At 39.8% G+C, this 21,433-nt stretch carries 16 protein-coding genes; 12 read left to right on the top strand and 4 right to left on the bottom strand.

Going from position 1 to position 21,433, the window contains the following annotated elements:
• The first annotated feature begins 86 nt into the window (after positions 1-86).
• The 4 genes from NMK93_RS18295 (at position 87) to NMK93_RS18280 (ending at position 5,352) form a co-directional block, all read left to right on the top strand.
• Positions 87-536: an Rrf2 family transcriptional regulator gene (locus NMK93_RS18295; RefSeq protein WP_254528689.1), complete on the top strand. Its 450-nt coding sequence runs from the start codon at positions 87-89 to the stop codon at positions 534-536.
• A 100-nt stretch (positions 537-636) separates the two neighbouring features.
• On the top strand, positions 637-3,156 hold the full coding sequence (locus NMK93_RS18290; protein ID WP_254528691.1) for a DUF5686 family protein: 2,520 nt from the start codon (positions 637-639) through the stop codon (positions 3,154-3,156).
• A gap of 1 nt (position 3,157) precedes the next feature.
• Positions 3,158-3,928, top strand: coding sequence for an enoyl-CoA hydratase/isomerase family protein (locus tag NMK93_RS18285; protein ID WP_254528693.1), 771 nt, complete (start codon positions 3,158-3,160; stop codon positions 3,926-3,928).
• A 374-nt stretch (positions 3,929-4,302) separates the two neighbouring features.
• The gene (locus NMK93_RS18280; RefSeq protein WP_254528695.1) at positions 4,303-5,352 is read left to right on the top strand and encodes an AI-2E family transporter; all 1,050 of its coding nucleotides are present in this window, start codon (positions 4,303-4,305) and stop codon (positions 5,350-5,352) included.
• A 57-nt stretch (positions 5,353-5,409) separates the two neighbouring features.
• Here the strand turns inward: NMK93_RS18280 and NMK93_RS18275 are convergent, their stop codons facing one another.
• On the bottom strand, positions 5,410-6,048 hold the full coding sequence (locus NMK93_RS18275; RefSeq protein WP_254528697.1) for a 4'-phosphopantetheinyl transferase superfamily protein: 639 nt from the start codon (positions 6,046-6,048) through the stop codon (positions 5,410-5,412).
• Positions 6,049-6,155: 107 nt separating this feature from the next.
• Here NMK93_RS18275 and dcd point away from each other — a divergent pair, with 107 nt between their 5' ends.
• Complete coding sequence (dcd, locus tag NMK93_RS18270; RefSeq protein ID WP_254528699.1) at positions 6,156-6,692, top strand: dCTP deaminase; 537 nt, start codon at positions 6,156-6,158, stop codon at positions 6,690-6,692.
• Positions 6,693-6,770: 78 nt separating this feature from the next.
• Here dcd and prfB read toward each other — a convergent pair.
• Positions 6,771-7,854, bottom strand: a protein-coding gene (gene prfB / locus NMK93_RS18265) for a peptide chain release factor 2 (RefSeq protein WP_254528701.1) whose coding sequence is annotated in 2 segments (ribosomal slippage) — positions 6,771-7,793 and positions 7,795-7,854 — 1,083 coding nt in all. Because the reading frame shifts where the segments join, the coding sequence is not laid out codon by codon here.
• 72 nt (positions 7,855-7,926) lie between these two features.
• Between prfB and pgi the strand changes: the two genes are divergently transcribed.
• Positions 7,927-9,576, top strand: a complete 1,650-nt coding sequence (pgi, locus tag NMK93_RS18260; protein ID WP_254528703.1) for a glucose-6-phosphate isomerase — start codon at positions 7,927-7,929, stop codon at positions 9,574-9,576.
• A gap of 234 nt (positions 9,577-9,810) precedes the next feature.
• Positions 9,811-11,412 (top strand): M20/M25/M40 family metallo-hydrolase, encoded by a 1,602-nt coding sequence (locus tag NMK93_RS18255; RefSeq protein ID WP_254528705.1) that lies wholly within the window; start codon positions 9,811-9,813, stop codon positions 11,410-11,412.
• Between the two features lie 1,427 nt (positions 11,413-12,839).
• Here NMK93_RS18255 and NMK93_RS18250 read toward each other — a convergent pair.
• Positions 12,840-14,957, bottom strand: coding sequence for a carboxy terminal-processing peptidase (locus NMK93_RS18250; RefSeq protein WP_254528707.1), 2,118 nt, complete (start codon positions 14,955-14,957; stop codon positions 12,840-12,842).
• Positions 14,958-15,165: 208 nt separating this feature from the next.
• On the bottom strand, positions 15,166-16,257 hold the full coding sequence (locus tag NMK93_RS18245; RefSeq protein ID WP_254528709.1) for a lipopolysaccharide assembly protein LapB: 1,092 nt from the start codon (positions 16,255-16,257) through the stop codon (positions 15,166-15,168).
• 218 nt (positions 16,258-16,475) lie between these two features.
• Here NMK93_RS18245 and NMK93_RS18240 point away from each other — a divergent pair, with 218 nt between their 5' ends.
• The 5 genes from NMK93_RS18240 to NMK93_RS18220 all read left to right on the top strand — a co-directional run bounded on the left by NMK93_RS18240 (position 16,476) and on the right by NMK93_RS18220 (position 21,332).
• On the top strand, positions 16,476-17,756 hold the full coding sequence (locus tag NMK93_RS18240; protein ID WP_254528711.1) for a replication-associated recombination protein A: 1,281 nt from the start codon (positions 16,476-16,478) through the stop codon (positions 17,754-17,756).
• A 26-nt stretch (positions 17,757-17,782) separates the two neighbouring features.
• Positions 17,783-18,307, top strand: coding sequence for an exonuclease domain-containing protein (locus NMK93_RS18235; protein ID WP_254528713.1), 525 nt, complete (start codon positions 17,783-17,785; stop codon positions 18,305-18,307).
• Positions 18,308-18,309: 2 nt separating this feature from the next.
• Positions 18,310-19,299 carry a mannose-1-phosphate guanylyltransferase gene (locus NMK93_RS18230; RefSeq protein WP_254528715.1) on the top strand — a complete coding sequence of 330 codons (990 nt, stop codon included), beginning with the start codon at positions 18,310-18,312 and terminating at the stop codon, positions 19,297-19,299.
• Between the two features lie 116 nt (positions 19,300-19,415).
• Positions 19,416-20,201, top strand: a complete 786-nt coding sequence (locus tag NMK93_RS18225) for a tyrosine-protein phosphatase (RefSeq protein ID WP_254528717.1) — start codon at positions 19,416-19,418, stop codon at positions 20,199-20,201.
• Positions 20,202-20,843: 642 nt separating this feature from the next.
• A complete protein-coding gene (locus NMK93_RS18220; protein WP_254528719.1) occupies positions 20,844-21,332 on the top strand; it encodes an adenylyltransferase/cytidyltransferase family protein in 489 nt (162 codons plus the stop codon).
• Positions 21,333-21,433 lie beyond the last annotated feature (101 nt).

Below are 21,433 nucleotides of genomic sequence, written 5' to 3'. Positions count from 1 at the left end.
TATTAAGTTTTTGACATAAGGATGTTGCAAAGGAGGGAGGATAAAGAATAGGGTTTATTGTCAATTTTTATCCCTAATTTTGAAGAATGGGTATGTTTTCAAAGTCAGCGGAGTATGCCATTCGAGCCGTCTTTTATATTGCTAAGTCCACGCACCTAGGCAAAAAAGTTGGTATAAAAGAGATTGCCAGCAATATCCAATCACCTGAGCCCTTTTTGGGGAAAATCCTTCAGGAGTTGAGTAAAGGTGGTATTGTGAAATCTGTAAAAGGTCCGAACGGCGGATTTTATCTGACTGAAGTAGAGATGAATAAGAAGCTATCGGAGGTGGTGAAAGCAATCGATGGGGATGATATTTTTATTGGTTGCGGAATGGGTTTGCCGCAATGTTCTGAAGAACATCCATGTCCTTTGCACAATGAATTTAAAGCCATTCGGTCGGAACTGACTAGGATGCTTAACAGCATTACTCTGGGTCAGTTTAATGATGAGCTCATTTTGGGGAGCTTAAAACTTAACCGCGTTGATAAGAATTAATATTAAATTCATAGGTCTACAACATATTTTGACTCCTTTTTTCGTTTAATAATTTGAACTTTCACAACAAATTGTATCTTTATAAAGTTCAGGTTTTATTATGAGAAGTGTCCCTTTCTTCTATTTTTTGTGCGCATTTGTATTAGTTTTTTGCTTAACGGTTAACCTTTCGTTGGCCCAATCTGTCATTTCCGGAAAAGTATTGGATAAGGATAATAAGCAGGCCATTGCAGGCGCGACCATTCTGGACCTAACTACCAAAAAAGCAACTTCAGCAGATAATAATGGGAACTTTAGTTTGAGTTTGGAGTCCAGATCCAAACAGATTGAAATCCGTGCGATGGGCTTCAAGACTTTGATTGCCAATATTCCTGATTCACTATCTAATCTCGTTTTTGAATTGGTTCATGATGCCAACAAAATTGAGGCGGTTTCTATCAGCCATAAGTCTAAATATAGGAACAAGAACAATAAGGCTGTTGAACTGATAGACCTGGTCATTCGACATAAGCATCAAAATAGGTTATCTGGAAAGGATAGTTTAGAGTTTGATCAGTATGATAAGCTTAAATTCGGGTTCATAGATCCAAAGGTTTCCAATAAGCAAGGAATGTTGGGTTTGAACTTTTTGTTCAGGAATATCGATAGTACCAGTTATGAAGGTAAAAAGCTGCTTTCTCTGTATTTAGAAGAGAGTAATGCCAAAGTCTATGGAAAAAAGGACCCATCGAAGTTTAAAAAGATAATTACCTCTCACCGAAAGACTGAATTTGACCAACGCTATATCAACAATCCGAATATCCAGGAGTTCCTGAACTATATGTTCCAGCAGGTCGATGTTTATGATGAAAGTATCTATATCCTGAACAAACAGTTCTTGAGTCCCATTGCCGACAACGGAAAGTTGTTTTATAAGTATTACATAACAGATACCATCTTCAATGATGAAGGGTATTTTATCCAATTGAAGTTTGAACCAAGAAATAAAACGGACCTTTTGTTCAATGGTATATTACAGGTCAGTATGGATGGGACCTATGCTGTTAAGAAAGCAAACCTCAAGATCAATGAGGAAACCAATCTAAACTGGGTAAAGGAGGGTGAAATTGCTTTTCATTATCAGAAGGATCAATCTGGTGTGATGCTAATGGACAGCACAAGGACTTTTCTGGCTTTTGGTATCCGTAAAGGTGAGACGATCTTTGCTGATCGGGTTAGTATCAACAACAATTATCATTTAGGAACGAAATTCCCGAATGATGTCTTTTCAGGTCCACCGACGGAAATCTTGCCTCAAGCAAATATTACCATTCCCAACAGGCCTATTGCATTGAATAATGCGGAACAGAATACCTACCGGAATATTGAAACCCTAAACCAGAAGAAAAGCTTTAAGACGATATTGGCCGTAGGTTATCTTTTGTCCCAAGGGTTTTATAACCTGGGGATGTTTGAAATCGGTCCATTGGAATATCTGTATAGTCAAAACAATATCGAAGGGAACCGATTCAGGATAGGGGGGAGAAGTACGCAAGCCCTGACGGACAAGGCCTATTTTGAAGGTTATGTGGCCTATGGACTGGATGATACCCGATTGAAATATTTTTTAAGATCCGCAGTTTCTTTAAATGGAAGTTCTGTGGTAACTTTTCCAGCCCATTATTTAGAAGGGTCGATCCAGAATGATATCATGGAGCCTGGTCAACAGATTGGTTTCTTAAAAGGCGATAGTTTCTTCAGGTCAATCCGGAAGAATAGGCCTACAAAATGGTTTGATACGAGGGCTTATCAACTGCAACATGTAATTGAGTTTGGCAACCACTTTAGTGTCACCACAGGCATAACTCATAGAAATCAAAATACGGTCGGCGACTTACGCTTAATTAATTCTGGAAATCCAGATTTATTGTTGACCCATATCCAAAGCAATGAGGCACATGTGGATTTGCGATGGGCACCATTTGAGAAATTCTATTATCGCAACTTAAATAGGAAGACCATTATTGAAAAACATCCGGTTTTCAATCTGACCTATACCCATAGTCTGGATGGTTTCTGGAATACGACCTATGCCTATGATAAACTGACTGCTGCTGCATCCAAGCGTTTCTTCTTGAATCAACTTGGTTTTGCAGATCTAAGGGTAGTCGGTGGTAAAATTTGGGGAACACTTCCATATACCATGTTGGAATTGCCGAATGTTAAACAGCGCGAGGACCGTCATGAAATTGATTTTGATATGATGAACCCGATGGAGTTTGTGGCTGATAAGTATGTAAAGGTTGGAGTCTATCATCAGTTGCAAGGTTTCCTGTTCAATAAGATTCCCTTGATCAAGAAGTTGAATTTGCGTGAGGTCTGGGGAGCCCAGATGTTCTATGGCAAGCTAAGTGACCAAAATAACCCGTATATTAGTAATAATGTGGTTGAATTCGACCATAATAAGGAAGGTGAGATATTGACGAATGTTCCAAACGGTCAACCCTATTGGGAAGGTACAGTGGGCATTGACAATATCTTAAATGTGTTGAAGGTTGAATATGTGAGAAGATTGACCTACAATGGCCTTCCAAATGTCAGGAATGAACGCGTAAGATTTTCCATCAATATTAATTTCTAATATGAGCTATCAAAATATTACCCTCGAAATCAAGAACAAGACAGCATTAATTACCATTAATCGCGAAAGCAAATTAAATGCTTTGAATCGAGATACGATTGCTGAATTAAAGGATGCAGTGAGTCAGGCTGAAGCTGATGAATCCGTTAGAGGGCTGATCTTAACTGGCGCTGGACAAAAGGCCTTTGTTGCTGGAGCGGATATTCAGGAGTTTCTGGGAAAAAGCAAAGAGGAAGCACAGGCTATGTCGCAATTTGGGCATGAGCTGATGAATAAAATAGCGAATCTGTCAAAGCCAGTTATTGCTGCAATCAATGGTTTTGCATTGGGTGGAGGATTGGAATTGGCATTATGCTGCCACATTCGGATCGCTGCGGCTTCTGCAAAAATGGGACTTCCCGAAGTTTCTTTGGGGTTGATTCCTGGTTATGGAGGTACCCAGCGCCTAACTGACCTAGTTGGAAAGGGAAAGGCTTTAGAAATGATCCTAACTGGTGATATGATAGATGCCCAAGATGCCTATCAATGGGGATTGGTTAATAAAGTTGTAGAACTATATGAGTTGGAAGAAACTGCTCAAAACATCTTGGATAAGATATATTCCCGCTCGAAATCAGCGGTCGCTGTTGCTATTCAAACTGTGAACAGTGCTTTGGATAAGCAGCAGGATGGCTATAAAGTTGAAATCGATAATTTTGGAATATGCTTCGGTTCCGAAGACTTTAAGGAAGGCGTGAATGCTTTTTTAGAGAAGAGAAAGCCGAATTTTTAAGAAATCCATTGCTCTAAGAAAATATTAAATAAGCCCGTCCAATTCTGGACGGGCTTATTATTGTTTAATACCCTGGGTTTTGAGTAAGATTTGGTTCTACTTTAAGGGAACTTTCATGGAAAGGCCATAAGTATTGATTATGTGCTCATTTTCTGGTAATCTGACAGCAATTTCTTACGGCATTGGGAACAATTTATCAAGGATTTCCTCATCTAAAAAAACTATAAATCAAATGGATTGGAAGAAACTATTTTAAGTCCTTGATGCTGATTAGATCCCCTTACAGATTGTGAAATAGAAGAATTACTGAAAAATTTTAAAGAAGTTTCTAAACCAAATCAATAATTTGTTGTTATCTTATTTTAAAATCAATTATGAGCAACAACGATGTTTTTTCGCAGAAGGAACGTAATGTGATCATCCTAATTATTGTCGTTGTATTAGGAGGAATTATATTATATGCTACTTCGGGAATATTTGGGGCATTTTTAGGGACCATGGTCATGTATACCCTATTTAGGAACCTAAATATCTTCCTGATCGAGAAATGGCATTGGCCTAAGCCGGTATCTTCCATTTTTATCATTATCCTTTCCATCTTTATCATCGTCTTACCTTTTGTAGGGATAGGAAAGATGCTTTTTGATAAAGCTATCGAACTGCAACAGAATCCACAGTGGGTGAAAAAGATCATGGATGCCATCAACCATTTTGTGGGAGATAAGCTCGGACAGCCTGATCTGATTGAAAAGCAACTGGAAGCAAGTTCAACCTATTTAGGAGGACTGCTGACTTCTGCCTTGAGTGGTGCGGCTAATGTATTCCTGGAGATCACGGTGATGTATTTCCTGCTGTATTTCCTGTTTGTCAATTATAAGGGCTTTGAGGGCGGATTGGTTCATTATCTTCCTTTTGATGATGAAAATGCGGTCACTTTTGGGGAGGAATTGAAAAACATTACCTACTCGAACATTATCGGGCAAACGATCATTGCCATCATACAGGGGGCATTTTTGGCAGTAGGATTTTGGATATTCGGAGCAAGGGATCCCTTATTTTGGGGCGTAATATGTGCCATCCTCTCTTTTATTCCACTTTTGGGACCTCCGTTGATATTTGTGCCTGCGGCAGTCATTTTATTGGCCGATGGACATAATTGGCAGGGGATAGGATTACTGGCTTGGGGATTCGGATTAGTGATCAATATCGATAATGTACTACGATTGGTGATCGCCAAGAAACTAGGGGATATCCATCCGATCATTACCGTTGTCGGTGTGATTATCGGGTTGCCTTTATTTGGATTGATCGGCTTGGTTTACGGACCATTGTTGTTGGCCTATTTCTTAATTGCCGTTAGGATCTATAAATCAAATAAAAGGCTCTCCTTGAAACAGGATTTATTGCAGGATGGTCAGACATAGTATTTAGTAGTAAGTAATTAGTATTTAGACCGGTGTCCTTCCTTAAATAGGGTTGAACTATTCAACGACGTAGCCTAACATATATTCATTAAATCTTTCATAGAATACATCAAAGGTTCTCGTCGAATCATCCTTGCTGAGGATCACTTTCATGACGCCTTGCTGTGTATAATGAAAGGGCTCTATGCTAATGTTATGGTAGAATGATACCCCTTTATTGCCTTGTAGCTTATAGACCGCTTCCTTGGCACACCAGCACGCATATAATTGATCGACCGCTTGTTCCTCTTCGATAAAAGCCAGTTCTTCAGGTTTCAGAAATTTGTTTTTTATCCTGACCACTTTTTCCTTTACAATTTCTAGGTCGATTCCACAGGCGCCAGCAGAACTCAACATGACCCCTGCATAGTCAAAGGAGTGGGTCAATGAAATTTCGTAAGGAAAGTCTGGTAAATAGGGTTTCCCATTGGCATCGGAAGGACAACTGATATAGTCAGGTGTCTGCAATAGATAGCGCAGGAGAACTCTGGTTGCCAGCCAGTGTAAGCTTCGTTTTCCCTTTGCCAGACTTCTAAGTTTTGCAAGTTCAGATTCATCAAGCTGCAGCATGGCAACCAATTCCTCTTCAGTTTCTTCAATTTTCCACAAGGCAATGCGACTGTGCGCATCCAATTCTTTGAGATATGCTAAAGCCATAATCAAATTTAGTGTTTAGTAACTAGTATTTAGCTTTAGATATGTTTTTTATTTATTTTTAATGTATTTTTGAATCCTGCTAATCAGCAGTAGTTTAGCTTCAGAATATGATATTATCAGATAAGAGAATTTTAGAAGAAATCGATAAGGGAATGATCGTAATTGAACCTTTCGACAGAAAATGTTTGGGAACAAATTCATACGATGTTCATTTAGGCAAATATTTAGCAAGGTACAAGGATGAGGTTCTAGATGCGAAGAAACATAATGAGATCGAACATTTTGAGATTCCAACTGAAGGCTATGTTCTCCAACCGGGAACCTTGTATTTAGGGGTGACCTTAGAATATACCGAAAGCCACGGGCATGTCCCTTTCTTGGAAGGGAAATCAAGCACAGGCCGTTTAGGGATTGATATCCACGCAACAGCAGGAAAAGGCGATGTAGGTTTTTGCAATACTTGGACTTTGGAGATTTCCGTGGCACAGCCAGTCCGAGTATATGCAGGAATGCCGATCGGGCAATTGATCTACTTCGTTGTGGAAGGTGATATCGAAACCATGTACAACAGTAAGGGAAATGCGAAATACAATAACAAAACCATTCGCCCTGTTGAGAGTATGATGTGGAAAAACGCTTTTTAAGCAATTATTATAGAAATACAAAAAGGGTTGGAATCATGATTCCAACCCTTTTTTATATTCTCAATTTCAAAGTCTTTATTAACCTCCAAATTCCATCAGGTACGATTTCAGGAATTCATCCAGATCTCCATCCAGCACGGCCTGTGTATTTGAGGTTTCCGTGTTGGTCCTTAAATCCTTGATCAATTTATAGGGATGCAGGACATAGTTACGGATTTGGGAACCCCATTCAATCTTTTTCTTAGATCCTTCAATGGCTGCGGTTGCTTCCTGGCGTTTTCTCATTTCAATTTCATACAATTGAGATTTCAATAAACGCATCGCATTTTCCTTGTTCTGCAATTGCGACCTTGACTCTTGGTTCTTGATAATGATCCCGGTAGGTTTATGGTGTAACCTCACTGCAGTCTCCACCTTATTCACGTTCTGACCGCCGGCACCTCCTGAACGGAAGGTATCCCAATCGATTTCAGAATCCTTCACTTCGATTTCGATATTGTCATCTACCAAGGGGTATACATATACCGATGCAAAAGAAGTATGTCTCTTGGCATTGGAGTCGAAAGGGGAGATTCTGACCAAACGATGTACGCCATTTTCACCTTTTAGGTATCCATAGGAAAAATTACCAGAAAACTGTAGGGTCACTGTCTTTATCCCGGCCACATCACCTTCTTGATAATCCTGCTCCGTTACCTTACAGCCATGTTTTTCGCCCCACATGATATACATCCGCATCAGCATGGCCGCCCAATCACAGGATTCAGTACCACCAGCACCGGCTGTGATTTGCAAAATAGCATCCAACTGGTCCTCTTCGGCACTAAGCATGTTCTTGAATTCCAATTCTTCGATTTCTGACAGCGCAATCTGATATTGATCTTCTAATTCCTTTTCAGAAGCGTCTCCGCTTTGAAAGAATTCATATAAAACACCGGTGTCTTCAACAGCAGCAAATACATGATCGAATTGATCGGTCCAGATTTTATGGTTTTTGATGGAATGTAAGACTTTTTCTGCGGCTTTGGGATCATCCCAAAAGTCGGGTTGCAGGGTGATTTGGGTTTCACGCTCTATCTCTTCCTTTTTGACATCAATGTCAAAGATGCCTCCTCAGGGAAGTAATTCTGTCCCTCAAGTCTTGAATTTGTTCTTTGGTCATAAGAACAAAGATAAAATAAAATTAAGGATAGAATAGGCTGTATTCCTTATATTTGAACAAAAGTAAAGATATATGTTACCAAAAATTGATTTCACAACAACCCAAGCCTTCAAATATTTAGCCGATCATTTTATAACCATCAACGAATCCAGCATCAAAGAACTTTTTGCTAATGATCCGGAGCGTTTCGATAAGTTTTCCATCTATTTGGGCGATATCCTATTGGATTATTCTAAAAACCGCATAAATGAGGAAACTATGGCATTGTTGATTCAATTGGCGCGCGAGTGCAAATTGAAAGATGCAATCGAAGCCATGTTCAACGGCGAGAAAATTAATGAAACAGAAAAACGTGCGGTATTGCATACGGCATTGAGAAATAGATCTGGCAAGCCTGTCTTTACTGAAGGAAAGGATGTAATGCCTGATATCCAAGCTGTCTTGGAAAGGATGAAAGACTTTTCAGGACGTGTTATTTCAGGAGACTGGAAAGGATTTACTGGAAAAGAGATCACGGATGTAGTGAACATCGGAATAGGTGGTTCTGATCTTGGTCCAGTGATGGTCACAGAGGGACTTAAAGCATATAAGACTAGATTGAACATGCATTTTGTTTCGAATGTAGATGCAACCCAAATTGCTGAAACCCTAAAAGAACTAGATCCTGAGACGACTTTATTCCTGATTGCATCAAAGACCTTTACTACCCAGGAGACCATGGCAAATGCAAATTCTGCCAAGGAATGGTTCTTGAAGGCAGGTGCAAAAGAGGCCGATGTTGCCAAGCACTTTGCAGCCTTGAGTACCAACGAGTCTGGCGTATCAGCATTTGGTATTGATACCAAGAATATGTTCGAATTCTGGGATTGGGTAGGCGGTAGATACTCTTTATGGTCCGCTATTGGACTATCGATCTGTTTAGCGATAGGTTTTGATAAGTTCGAGGAACTATTGACAGGAGCATACGAAGCGGATGAGCATTTCAGAAATGCCGAATTTGAAGAAAACATCCCAGTTATCATGGCTTTATTGGGCATATGGTACAATAACTTCTTCGAGGCGGAAAGCAGTGCCATTCTTCCATACGACCAATATTTACATCGTTTTGCAGCTTATTTCCAACAGGGAGATATGGAAAGCAATGGGAAATATATCGATCGCAACGGCAAGCGAGTTGATTATGAAACCGGACCTATCATTTGGGGAGAACCTGGAACCAATGGTCAGCATGCCTTTTATCAACTGATCCATCAAGGAACCAAATTGATCCCTTGTGATTTTATAGCACCAGCTATTTCACATAATCCATTGGCTAAGCATCATCAAATGTTGCTTTCCAACTTTTTTGCACAGACTGAAGCTTTGATGAATGGAAAATCAGAAGAAGAGGTTGTTGCTGAATTGAAAAAAGCAGGCAAATCAGAAGCTGAAATCAAGGAACTGACTCCTTTCAAAGTCTTTGAGGGCAATCGTCCGACCAATTCATTCTTGATTAAAGAAATTACACCTAAGACCTTAGGGGCACTGATCGCGCTTTATGAACATAAGATCTTTGTTCAAGGTATTATCTGGAATATCTTCAGTTTTGATCAATGGGGAGTGGAGCTAGGAAAACAATTGGCAAATAAAATCCTTCCAGAGTTAGAGGGAAATGCTGCAGTGGAATCTCATGATTCATCCACAAACGGATTGATCAATCAATACAAAAACTGGAGAGCATAGGTTTTACGGACGTAGGTCCTTACATGGATTGAATGTCTGATACCATATAAAAATTTGATAGCCTGAGTATAGCTCAGGCTATTTTTTTGCGGTCTGCATATGTTCAATTGAGATTGTCGCATTCTAAAAGTATATGAATGCCCCCCTTATACTGACTTATTAGGCTACATTTTCTTCCTTTTGACAAATTTTGCCGTACTTTGGGATTACCTAATTAATAACTAAATAATTACTATGAAATTCAAGGAACAAACCATTTGTCGTTTCAGGAAATTAGCCTTTTTAGTACTGTCCACTGGGATTGCTTATGCTCCAGTGCAAGCTCAACGCATGGGACCAACTACAGTAAAAGCAGTTGATCCCATTGTAGAACAGATTGTGAAAGAGGCAACCAATAATTCTGAACTGGAAACTTTAGCTTTTGAATTACTGGATGTTGTAGGGCCAAGATTGGTTGGTACTCCTCAAATGACCAATGCCAATGAATGGGCATTGAAAACTTTCCAACGCTGGGGAATCTCGGCAAAAAATCAACAATTTGGAGAGTGGCACGGCTGGGAACGAGGTATTTCCCATATTGACATGACCCATCCAAGACAGAAAACCTTAGCAGGTACTCAATTAGCTTGGAGTCCAACTACCAAAGGTAAAGCGATCGAAGCGGAGGTCATTGCATTACCCGATTTCAAAGATTCACTTTCATTCAGGTCTTGGTTACCACAGGTAAAAGGTAAATACGTCATGGTATCCATGCCCCAGCCAACAGGTAGGCCAGATGCCAACTGGAAAGAATATGCAACTCCTGAATCCTATGCCAAGATGCAAAGACAGAGAGATTCAATTGGTGCCATTTGGAACAAACGTATCAAAGCAACTGGATTAGCTCCTAACTCCATTCCATCTGTTCTAGAAGATGCAGGTGCCGTTGGTGTTCTGAGCAGCTATTGGTCTGGTGAGTTTGGTGCTAACAAGATTTTCGGTGCTAGGACCCACAAAGCTCCTTCATTGGATATCTCTTTGGAAGATTATGGAATGTTGTACCGTTTGGCTGAAAAAGGCTATGCGCCTAAAATCAAAGTAGAGACTTCTTCTAAACATTTAGGAAATGTTCCTTCATTCAATACCATCGCTGAAATTAAAGGTTCTGAGTTTCCAAATGAATATGTAATCTTATCTGCCCATTTAGACTCTTGGGAAGGTGGGTCAGGTGCAACCGATAATGGTACAGGGACTATTGCCATGATGGAAGTAGCTCGTGTATTGAAAAAAGTTCTCCCTAATCCTAAGCGTACGATTCTTATTGGATTGTGGGGCAGCGAAGAGCAAGGCTTAAATGGATCACGTTCATTTGTCTTGGATAACCCTGAGGTCATCGAAAAAACCCAAGCGGTATTCAATTTAGACAATGGTACAGGTCGTGTTGCCAACATCAATGGTTCAGGCTTTGTACATGCCTATGATTTTATGGGACGCTGGTTAGATGCCGTTCCTAGTGAAATTACAAAAGATATCAAGACACAATTCCCTGGCTCTCCAGGAGGCGGTGGTTCCGACCACTCATCCTTTGTAGCAGCAGGTGTACCGGGCTTTATGCTGAGCTCCCTATCATGGGGCTATTTCAGCAATACATGGCACACCAATCTGGATACCTACGATAAATTGGTATTTGATGACCTATTGTCCAATGTTATCCTTACTGCGGTGTTGACCTATAAAGCTACTGAAGAACCTCAATTGGTGAACAGAGAAAAAAGGGTATTGCCAGCGGATGCCAGTGGAAAACCAGCTTCATGGCCAGCAATTCGCCAACCTAGAAGGTCTGGTGTAGGGTATTAAGAGACATAAGACAATAGTCATAAGACATTAGACCTGTTTGAGTGTTTAGGTGGGTTTATATCTTATTTAAGCTAGGGTTTTACGCCGTTCACCCAGCTAAGATAGAACAAGATTATCATCCATCTAGAAAGCTGTCCAATATTGCTAGGGGCGAATCACATTCGCCCGCCGGATAAAGGTAATATGGGCGTTAATGGAATAGGTTACTGAATAGTTGGTTTAGCGCAGGCTATTCCATTTTTCAGTAACCTATTTTTTATTGGATAACTTGCATCCTCATTAACAGAGTATCGCATTTGTGCGACATGAAAAGAATGCCTTGTTGTCGGTGGTACCTTTCCATAAGATCACCTCCTTTTGATGGGATGAACTTTTAAAAGCATTTTAATGCCAATCCCATCGCACAGGTCAACGGCTTTCTTTCCATTTTTCCGCCAAGGAAATGAGCCGGAAGCTAAAGGACTTCCTCCGGAAGGATGATTTTTGTATTGAGAAACCTCCAACGGGGGTGAAATGTTTGTAGAAATTAGATGTTTGTAATGGCGAACCCACAGCGTGGGTGAAATGTTTTTCTATACCTTTCTGTGTCACCCTGAGGGCTTGCCGAAGGGTCTCGGAACTATCCATACTTAACTTGAAATAGTTTGTTCATCTTACGATTCACAATGACAACATTCCAATAAAAAAAACAAAAAATAGATTCTTCGCTTCGCTTCTGAATCCCTCTCTGGAAACTTCCAATTCTTTACGATAAGTGAAGAATCTGTACGGTTCTTTTCTCCACAATGCTGTCTTCGTCCATCGAAGATAGAGAACCTGTACGCCAATACAATCTGGGATATTTCTGATTTTGATTTTATGTTTCTCCGAGATGCTTCGGATGAACCTTAGCATGACAAGTCTGTTAGAACTGCGGTTCTACCCATTGATGCCCAGATTTATTTATTAGAAGAATATTCTTTTGCAGGAGATGTTGGGCCTGTTTCAATAGCATATATTCTTTTATTTTGTTTAGGGTCTTTAATTATTACTATTATCCGCCATACATCCCCAGCGGGGATGAATTATTTTAGCATGAATGGTATTAAACAATATAGGGTTAATGCAAAAACGATGTTCGATTAATCGAACATCGTTTTTGCGCGACTTACAGGCTAAGGTGCTATGTCTGCTAAAATAATGGAACCCCAAAAGGGGTTCTATACTTAAAAAAATATAAGAGCTAATTTATTTCATTGCCAACTTGCTGTCATCACCTTTCGATAAATTTTGTTCAAATTTTTTATTCGCAGCATAACACGAGAAACCTTTCTGTTCATAGTTAAAACAAGACCAAAGATTAGATATCTTATAAAAAAAGCAGCCGTGACATTCAATGTCCCGGCTGCTTTTTGATTTATTTTCTTAGACCAGAGTCTTATGTCTACCTACTTCTTAAGCCTAATATAATCGGTCAACACATTCGCGCTTTCATCAAGTACAAAATCGTAGTCCAATTTAGGCTGCGGCTGGCCTTCTTTCCAAAGAGGCTCGCCTAAGAAAGAAAGTTGCTTATTGATACGTTCGCGTTGTTTCAATCTGCTTTTTTCGCGTTCCGCTTTCAGTTTATCCTCATTTAGAGAAATTGCAGGCATGGTTTCATTTTTACTGAACTCTGCGATGTCTTCCAGTAAGAAAGAATAAGCAGGAGATTTTTGCATACGTTTCTTATGGATATCTTCTAATTGAGCACTGATATCAGTCAAAGAACCAATCTTCGAGAATTTGGTCGGTTTGATCTGATCCCAAGGCAATGCCGACGGTTCTGAACTTTCTCCAAATTTCTCTGCAGAATATTGCGTAGGGAATATGACGTCTGGATCAACACCTTTATGTTGCGTACTGCTACCGGTTACACGGTAGAATTTACCCATGGTAATATTAATCTGTCCAAATTCTGGAGCACCATTCGGGGTATCAGGATCTGCTTCACCTGAAGCTTTGATTAAAAGCTTGTTGGTTGCGCTGATAAAACGTGACATATCCACCGCATTTTGAACGGTTCCTTTTCCGTAACTAGTAGAACCAAGGATAATACCTCTACCGTAATCTTGGATGGCACCAGCGAAAATCTCAGATGCAGATGCAGAGAACCTGTTGATGATCACACCAAATGGTCCTTCCCATGCCAAACCTGTTTCCTGATCGCTATCTACCTGAACACGGTTTCTGGTGTCCCTTACCTGTACTACCGGACCTTGATCGATAAACAAGCCTGTCAATTCAATTGCTTCCTGCAGTGAACCACCACCATTGTTTCTTAAGTCCATCAATACAGCATCTACGCCATCTTGTTTTAAGCTGTCCAATAACAACCTAACATCTCTTGTGGTACTCTTATAGTCCTTATCTCCACGACGAACCGCTTCAAAGTCTATGTAGAATTTAGGAAGATTGATCACACCAATTTTGTATGTTTTACCATCTTCACCTTTAATGTTCCTGATTTCGCGCTTAGCAGACTCTTCTGCAAGGATGATTTTCTCACGGGTCAGTTTTACGATTTTTGGGGCCGCTGACAATTCTGCTCCAGCTGGAAGGATTTTCAAACGAACAACCGTTCCTTTTTTACCCTTTATCTTCGCAACCGCAGCATCCAGTCTCCAGCCAATGATATCTTCAAACTCGCCGTCATTGCCTTGTGCAACAGCTACGATTCGGTCATTGATATGAAGGGATTTGTCCTTGAATGCAGGTCCACCGGCAATAATCTGCTTGATGGTCACCATTTCATTCTCCATTTGCAGCTGTGCTCCAATTCCTTCTAATGTATTCGACATGCTTTCATTGAATGCTTGAGCGAACGAAGGATTGTAGTAAGTCGTATGGGGATCAACAGCATCTGTTAACGCCGTCATGATCATTTGGAAAGCATCATTCGAATTGGTTTTCTTGGCTTGAGAGATCAAGTTATTGTACCTGTTGCGTAGGGTTTCCTTGTTTTTTTCTTCATCTACCTTAGCAGAATCACCTGCAGTCAGTCTTAGGTTCAATAGATCATACTTAACACGTTTTCTCCACTGGTCTTTCAATTCCGCTTCTGAGGTAAACCAATCTTGTTTCTCGCGGAAGCTGGTGTAGGTTTCATCCTTAGTGAAGTCATGTTTCGCATCGATCTGCTCCAAGGCAAAGTTCATGCACTGTAAATATCTGTTTGTGTATTTATTGAAGATATAGAATGCACTGGAAAGGTCACCCTCTCTAAAATCTTGGCTGATGCTGTTCTTAAATTGTTGAAATTCGTCAATATCTGATTTCAACATGTAATTCTTCCCTTGATCGATACCTTCCAACAGGTTGTTGAAGACGATGTTAGAAAGGGAATCGCCCATAGGGACTTTTTTATAGCTGAAATTCTCCAATAAATTGGCTACTTCCTTAGCAATGATTTCATGTTGCGTAGTAGGCTTTAATTCTAAGCCTTCTTGGTCCAGGTTGATGCGTGGTTTTGCTCCACATGCCACAACCGATATTAACGCAAGACAGAAAATGAGATGTTTAAACATATATGTATAGTTCTTGAATTTGTTCATTAATTGTTCTATCAGGAAATTGCTCTTTTCAAATAGTAAGCGAGTATTTTATTAGCGCTAAATTTAGTTAAAAATTAAGTCAATGTTAGGATGACAACGTAAAATATTCATTTCAATTGTTGTTTCCCAGCCATTTTAAGGTTTATTAACTTTTACCGAGATTGCCCTTTGACGGGGGATTTTAGAACAGTTCGTTTCTTAATCTCCAATAACTCGAAAGTTCCTGTTCGGCATCTTCAAAGTTACCCATCATCAAATAGATATCTCCTAATTTATCCGCAATGGCCAGTTGTAAAACCTTGTTGTTTTCTACATCTGCCAATGTTTTTGCCTTTTCAAATTCCAATTGTGCGACTTTATAGTTTTGTTGGATGTACTTGGAAAAAGCTAACATATACTCAATCTCAGGCAATTCGTTGTCAATCTTTCTCAAGTTAGCAAGATCCTTGGCCTGGATTAAAAACCATTGAGCCTCGGTATGCTTATTTTGCAGCTGATAGATTTTTGCCAGATTAATCAAAGCATATACTTTGCCAAAATGGTTTTTTGTCCTGTTATACAAAGGGAAAGCACGTCTGATAATCGTGTTCTCCGCATCGAGATATTTCTTTTGATAGGCTTGTACCAATGCGATACGGACCAATGTGTTTGCCTGATCTACCTGTTCCTTTTTCTCCACGGCAGATTGCAGAAATGTTTCCTGCATGGCCGCTGCCTCTGAAAGATTTCCATTGAATAGATATGCATTTGCTAGATTATGTTCCAGGACAAATTTTTCTCCTGAGCCCGATGATCTTGCTGCATTTAGGCCTCTGGTCAATAGAGCGATCGCCTTATTGATATCGCCTTTTTTCAGGAGATCAAAGGCATACTCATTGGCCATCCCTGCAGCCAAAGGTAAGTTCCTGTTGTTTTCAAGTTTTGTGATCAGGTTATTCCAATCCTGCTCCGTTGCTGGGAATGGATTGAAGCTCTGTTTCAGATACGAAGCGTTTGAAGTAGGCTTGTAATCTTCAATGATGGACTGATACTCCAATTGACGCGAAATGGAATCAAAGAATCCTTTTTTCTCTTTATAAGAGTCAACCAATTCCTCTTCCTTTGTCCTTGGAGGAGGGAGTACATATACTTTAGGTCCGATTCCGGCAAATGAACTGTCATATTTTGTAACAAATCCAGACGGGTCTAAAGGTTTATTATTGGTTTGAGCCTTTAAGCTTACTGTTGATATAATTAAGCCGAAAGCTAAGATAACACGCACTTTATCAATCATTCGCAAATTCATTTTTTTCAAAAGTATTAAATAATTTGAAATATAAGATAAATGGTTAGTACCAGAAAGGTAGAATAATTACTAAAAAATGTTAAAATTTTCCGTTAACGGAACTCATTTCTGGGCAAGTGTTCAAATCATAGATGAAATGCCACATTCCTAATGCCAATTCATATTTACATTGGCTTTACTCTGAAAAATCAATAGCTTTGTGAATTATGGTTACTAGAGTACCTTTGGCAGAAAGGATGCGTCCCAAAAGTCTTGCTGAATATGTCGGGCAAAAGCATATTATAGGCGAGGGGGCTGTGTTGTGGAACGCCATTGAACAAAAGTCCATTCCTTCCATGATTTTCTGGGGACCTCCAGGAGTCGGCAAAACAACATTGGCATTATTGGTCGCTAAGTCTTTGGACAGGCCTTTTTATAGTCTCAGTGCTATACAGTCTGGCGTGAAAGACGTGCGTGAAGTAATTGACAAAGCAGAACAGATGCGTCAATTCAATCAAGAACAACCCATTCTCTTCATCGATGAAATCCATCGCTTTTCCAAATCACAGCAGGATTCACTGCTGGGAGCCGTGGAAAGAGGAACGGTTACCTTGATTGGAGCTACCACGGAAAACCCTTCTTTTGAGGTGATTTCCGCACTGTTATCTCGTTGTCAGGTCTATGTTTTGCAAGAGTTGACTAAGGAGGAGCTGATCCAGATCATTGAATTGGCATTGAACCAAGATGAATTCCTGAAGGATGAAAAGATCTCCATAAAGGAATATGATGCCATGTTGCAGCTTTCTGGTGGAGATGCCAGGAAACTTCTGAACATCTTAGAGCTTGTAAGCCAGGCTGCATCTCATGGGAAACAGGAAATAACGAATGAATTTGTTGCCAAACATGTTCAACAGAACAGGGTGCGATATGATAAATCTGGAGAACAGCATTACGATATCATTTCGGCATTCATAAAATCGATTCGTGGGAGTGACCCGAATGCTGCGGTCTATTGGTTGGCCCGGATGATCGAAGGGGGTGAGGACCCTAAATTTATTGCCCGAAGGCTTTTGATATTAGCCTCTGAGGATGTGGGAAATGCGAATCCGAACGCCTTGCTGCTGGCGAATAATTGTTTTCAGGCTGTTAACGTAATCGGATGGCCAGAATCAAGAATCATTTTGTCGCAAACAGTTATCTATTTGGCTTGTTCTGCAAAAAGTAATGCTTCATACGAAGCTATCAACAAAGCTCAGGCAATCGTGCGCAAATCAGGAGATCTATCGGTGCCGCTGCATCTGAGGAATGCGCCGACCAAGTTGATGAAAGAGCTGAATTACGGAACAGAGTATATGTATGCCCATGCTTATAGCGGAAATTTTGTCGATCAGGAATATATGCCAGAAGGCCTACATGAAGCAAAAATGTATGAGCCCGGTAAGAATCCTGCCGAAGAGAAACTAAGACTTTCACTTCGAGATAAATGGAAAGGAAAATATGGGTATTGAGTTTAATTTTTTTTACTTTTATATAAATGTCTAAAACATTTACAACTATAGACTTTGAGCTAGCCACGGCAAAATACAACAGTGTGTGTGCCGTTGGTATAGTAGACGTTGTTGACGGCGAGATCGTAAGTGAATTCTACAGTTTGGTACAACCACCACAGAACAAGTATATGTGGCAAACTTCAAGGGTTCATGGGATTAAACCAAAACATACGGCTGAGGCTCCGACCTTTATTGACCTGTTTCCAAGTATAAAAGAATTGTTGGTTTCCAAACATATGGTTGCACATGATGAATTGTTAGATCGTTCCGTATTGAAGGAAACGATGAATTTCTATAACCTTCCATTCGAGGAGCTTGGTCTAGACCCAGTTTGGGAATGTACCAGCAAGATCTATCGATCCTTAGGTTTTGAACGAACTAAATTAAGTATCTGTTGTGATTTAATGGGTGTGGAATTAAAGCATCATGATGCATTGTCTGATGCCAGAGCTACTGCCGAATTGTATCTTAAAGTAGACGATGCAATTGAAATGAAAAAATTAGGATAATAATGGGGAAAATAATAAATGTAATATTATCTGGTGGTGTAGGCTCAAGATTATGGCCTTTGTCCAGGAAATCTAAACCAAAGCAGTACCTGCCGATATTCGAAGGTAAGACTTTGTTTGAATGGACGCTAGCCAGAAATCAGGAAATTGCATCCAAGGTGATCTTGGTAGGGTCGGCATTGAACAAAACGATCGCGGAGCCTTACTTGAAAGATTATAACCATGATATCATTGCAGAAGCGGCTCCTCGGAATACAGCTGCAGCAATAGCCTTTGCTGCCTTCCACGCGGATCCGGACGATATATTGATCGTTACGCCTTCAGATCATTTGATCGAAGGGCTGAAAAACTATCGCGAAGCAATCAATCAGGGCATTATGTATGCCCAAGAAGGATTTATCGCAACTTTCGGAATTGTTCCAACCAGACCGGAGACCGGTTACGGATATATTGAGCATGAAGGCAATACCGTGCTTTCATTCCGGGAGAAACCCAATGAAGATACCGCAAAGGACTTTCTGAAAAAAGGGAACTTCCTTTGGAACTCAGGGATCTTCTGTTTCAAGGCAGGGGTTTATTTGGAAGAATTGATGCGCTTTGAACCCAAGCTGTACAATGCTGCAGAGGTAGCATTTGAATATGCAGAAGACTTGGTTCTTGACGAAGCACATTCGAAATTGATTCCTTCTAAAAGTATTGACTATGCAGTAATGGAACGAAGTGACCTGATCAAGGTCGTTCCGGCAAGGTTTGAGTGGTCCGATATGGGAGCATTCGATTCCTTATATGAGTATTTTAAAAGCAAAGGACATCCAGTGGACGAGAATGGCAATATTGTTGTAGGTACTAATAAACATACAGTTTTTGTAGGTTTAACTAATTGTATGTTAGTTAGTACTGAGGATGCGGTTCTAGTTTTGGATAGAAATAGAGCGCAGGATGTGAAGCAGGTTTATGAACAGTTAGAAAAAGACAATTCTGCGTTAATTTAAGATGTTTTGTAGCAAATAAGATTTATTGAACGTATACATTAAACCTTATGGAATAACAGGACATCTAATATAAAATTAGAAACCTAATTACCAAACAACTAATATTTTGAGAAGCTATGGGATTTTGGAGTAATTTATTTGGGGGAAGTAAAAATGACCAACCTGCGTACCTGGACCAATTGGCTTGGGTAGGCTGGGATATTCACAATCATATTCTACCTGGGATTGATGATGGAAGTCCAAGTGTTGAAGAGTCTATCACTTTGATCAATGGATTGAAAGCCTTAGGTATTCATAACAGTGTGTCTACACCGCACGTTATGGCAGGAGTACATAACAATACGCCTGAGACCATCAAAGGAGCGCACGGCAAATTAACCGAACATTTGCAGGCTAATGCTGTGGATTTTAAACTGAACTTTAGTGCTGAGTATATGATCGATGACCAAATCGATCAGTGGATTCAAGCGGATAAGTTATGTTTGATTGCTGATAAGTACATGTTAATTGAAATGTCTTACCTATCGGAGTCAAAAGCATTATTTAACGTTATTAAAGATATCCAAGATAGGGGTTATCAGCCCATTCTTGCCCATCCTGAACGATATAACTATTACCACAACAATTTCAAGATCTTTGAGGAAATCAAACAGGCAGGATGTTACCTGCAATTGAATTTACTTTCCATCAGTAAATACTACGGTGAAAATGTAAAAACTTGTGCTTTGACCCTGATCCGTGCCGGAATGTATGATTTTGTAGGCACCGATATGCACCATACGCGACACTTAGAAGCTTTGAAAGCTGTAGTTTCAAAATATGATACCAAAGAATTGTTGAAAGGAAATCCTATCAAGAATCATAAATTATTTGAATCAAAAAGTGAAAAAAAAACGGCGTAATCTATTTGGTGAAATAGCGCAGTTTATTTAATAATATTGGAAGCGGGCATCCTGAAGGTTGCCCGCTTCTGTTTTTAGCCATCCATTTTTATCACTTTACTTGCTGAAGAGAAATCTTAAAAATTGGAACTATCTTCTAGGTTTTGCTTTGACCTTATTCGAGACATATTCGAGAAATCCGAACTGGATAGAATTCTTCTCGAACATGCCTCGAATGAATCTCGAATAAGGTCAGAATAATTGCTAGTATGAAACAGGATCCAAAGGATTGGAGGATGGGTCAAGAACTGGGAATGAACCAGAATGTGGAGAAAGAGAGGATGGACCAAGAATATTTGGCATTTATTTACTAGAAAGGACTTACGCGTGGTTAATAAGAACTCGTATCCGTAAAACCTTCAGCTTATTAAAGAATGCACAGCAATATTTCGTTTAGAGAATAAGAAAGCCCAACTGTTTTGATTTCTTTGCCGGATTCTTTTAGCCAAACAACTACAAAAAATATTTAAAAGATGCCCTAAATGCTAAATGTTGCAGATGTTAAGGAACTTTGCACTTATTGAGTTCTAGTTACACAAAATTATGGCTAAATTATACTCAGTAACTAAGTCAAGTAATTAAGAATTTAATTGTTAACCATATATGAAAGATAAGAACAAAGAGGTAAAAGATCCTAAACACCATGATTATAATCCTGGTCCTCGCGTAGGCATAACATTTTCAACCTTTGATCTTTTGCATGCAGGCCATATCATGATGTTGGCTGAGGCAAAACGTCAATGTGATTATTTAATCTGTGGTTTACAGATGGACCCTACTTTAGACCGACCTGAAAAGAATGCGCCAACGCAGACCGTGGTGGAACGCTATATTCAATTGAGAGGTTGTGTTTCAGTGGATGAGATTGTTCCTTATTCAACCGAACAGGATTTAGAGGATATTTTAAGGTCCTTTAAATTGGATGTGAGGATCGTAGGTGATGAATATAAGGACAGAGACTTTACGGGAAGGAAATATTGTGAGGAGAAAGGGATTGAGCTTTATTTTAACAGTAGAGATCATAGGTTTTCGAGTAGCGGCCTGAGAAAGATCGTGGCGGATAAGGAAAACCAAAGGAATGGGCATAAGTAAGGGCTAAACGTTGAGCGATTTTATTGGAAGCTGATCGTGGTAAATGCCTAAGAAGATATTTAGCTTAAAAATTTTAAAGATAGAACTCCAGCGGAGCTCTG

It is taken from the genome of Sphingobacterium sp. LZ7M1 (assembly GCF_024296865.1).
GTDB lineage: Bacteria > Bacteroidota > Bacteroidia > Sphingobacteriales > Sphingobacteriaceae > Sphingobacterium.
The sequence above is the reverse complement of the archived record's forward strand: the minus strand, read 5'-3'. Positions and strand labels throughout refer to the sequence as shown.

Coding starts and splice junctions, on each gene's coding strand:
- NMK93_RS18295 (WP_254528689.1), top strand. CDS start 87: ATGGGTATGTTTTCAAAGTCAGCGGAGTATGCCATTCGAGCCGTCTTT.
- NMK93_RS18290 (WP_254528691.1), top strand. CDS start 637: ATGAGAAGTGTCCCTTTCTTCTATTTTTTGTGCGCATTTGTATTAGTT.
- NMK93_RS18285 (WP_254528693.1), top strand. CDS start 3,158: ATGAGCTATCAAAATATTACCCTCGAAATCAAGAACAAGACAGCATTA.
- NMK93_RS18280 (WP_254528695.1), top strand. CDS start 4,303: ATGAGCAACAACGATGTTTTTTCGCAGAAGGAACGTAATGTGATCATC.
- NMK93_RS18275 (WP_254528697.1), bottom strand. CDS start 6,048: ATGGCTTTAGCATATCTCAAAGAATTGGATGCGCACAGTCGCATTGCC.
- dcd (WP_254528699.1), top strand. CDS start 6,156: ATGATATTATCAGATAAGAGAATTTTAGAAGAAATCGATAAGGGAATG.
- pgi (WP_254528703.1), top strand. CDS start 7,927: ATGTTACCAAAAATTGATTTCACAACAACCCAAGCCTTCAAATATTTA.
- NMK93_RS18255 (WP_254528705.1), top strand. CDS start 9,811: ATGAAATTCAAGGAACAAACCATTTGTCGTTTCAGGAAATTAGCCTTT.
- NMK93_RS18250 (WP_254528707.1), bottom strand. CDS start 14,957: ATGTTTAAACATCTCATTTTCTGTCTTGCGTTAATATCGGTTGTGGCA.
- NMK93_RS18245 (WP_254528709.1), bottom strand. CDS start 16,257: ATGATTGATAAAGTGCGTGTTATCTTAGCTTTCGGCTTAATTATATCA.
- NMK93_RS18240 (WP_254528711.1), top strand. CDS start 16,476: ATGGTTACTAGAGTACCTTTGGCAGAAAGGATGCGTCCCAAAAGTCTT.
- NMK93_RS18235 (WP_254528713.1), top strand. CDS start 17,783: ATGTCTAAAACATTTACAACTATAGACTTTGAGCTAGCCACGGCAAAA.
- NMK93_RS18230 (WP_254528715.1), top strand. CDS start 18,310: ATGGGGAAAATAATAAATGTAATATTATCTGGTGGTGTAGGCTCAAGA.
- NMK93_RS18225 (WP_254528717.1), top strand. CDS start 19,416: ATGGGATTTTGGAGTAATTTATTTGGGGGAAGTAAAAATGACCAACCT.
- NMK93_RS18220 (WP_254528719.1), top strand. CDS start 20,844: ATGAAAGATAAGAACAAAGAGGTAAAAGATCCTAAACACCATGATTAT.